Source organism: Pseudoalteromonas sp. MM17-2 (genome assembly GCF_022347945.1).
GTDB lineage: Bacteria > Pseudomonadota > Gammaproteobacteria > Enterobacterales > Alteromonadaceae > Pseudoalteromonas > Pseudoalteromonas ruthenica.
Map to the genome: position 1 here is coordinate 1 of NZ_JAKRFV010000051.1, position 1,090 is coordinate 1,090.

Consider the following 1,090-nt stretch of genomic DNA (forward strand, 5'->3'; position numbering starts at 1 on the left):
ATACTCTTTTTGTTTGGCGACATTAGAATACCACCAACAGGCAGTTGATCGTCTGTCACCTCTTAACCATGAGTGGTGCACTTATTATCTGAATTCGGGAACACCGACTTTAATTATCACCGAGGATTCTATATTTACTTTTAAAATAGGTGATGAATTCGCTCAAGTACGCAAAAAACTAGGCCGTTTTACTATGTTATGGCCGATAAATGACACAAAGTTACTGGCTTTTATTGGTCGCAATCATGTTTTTAGTTTTCACCAAGGTAAGTTAGTGGGTTATCAATACAACCAAGCTTTGTTGCCTATTTCGTTAGCTAACCAGTTGGAAATTGTTGCCGAAGACTTTACATTTTCCTTAAATGGAGCACAGTTTGCTTCTACAGCAACCCTCAATGGCCAGCAGGCAGCACTCATTGACTCGGCTTATAGCGAACCCAAATTTTTAACACTACAACAAGTTAGCGACCTTGATGAAACCGCGCAGAAGTTAGCTGGGTTTAGTGTAGGCAAGCCCTTCACCGACTTTAGCAAGGTGCAAACGTCTCCTTGCTACCAACACGCCATGACCATTGACGAGTATATTAGCACCTATGGAAACAGCCTAATTCAACTAGTCGATGCCGATAATAAGCGTGCTTTTTTTACCCCTTGTCGGCAAAAAATTGTGATGTCTACTGCCGAGCAAGTGGACCATATTAAACTCATGGAAGACTTCTCCGCCCGCAGGGCAGGCATCTACGGCAAAAACGAGCTCTTCGATACATTTTCAAAATGGCAGTTTGCTGGCCTTGGCCAAGGAGACCCTTATGCCAAGCTTGAAGCCATAGGCAACACTAATCTAGAGTGGGATACCGCTTATGTCACTACAGAAAAATGGCATGGGCAGTTTTTGGTGATTGATGACACCTTGATTAGTGGCAAAGTGTTTCATTAGCTGTGCCGTGGTGTGGGAGCAACATAATGGGAGCAGCTAAGCTGCTCCTTACCTATTACCACTTCGCCAGCAGCGTTATCGGTGCCCCTTGCTGCAAGCGAGTCACAATATAGGTGTTCACACTGGAATAACTGCCGCCATCAACGCCATTTT

General features: G+C 44.1%; 1 protein-coding gene. It reads left to right on the forward strand.

Annotation, left to right across the window (positions count from 1 at the left end):
• On the forward strand, window positions 1-937 hold a 937-nt coding region (locus MHM93_RS19335; RefSeq protein WP_239450232.1), incomplete at its 5' end, for a hypothetical protein.
• Between the last annotated feature and the right edge of the window lie 153 nt (window positions 938-1,090).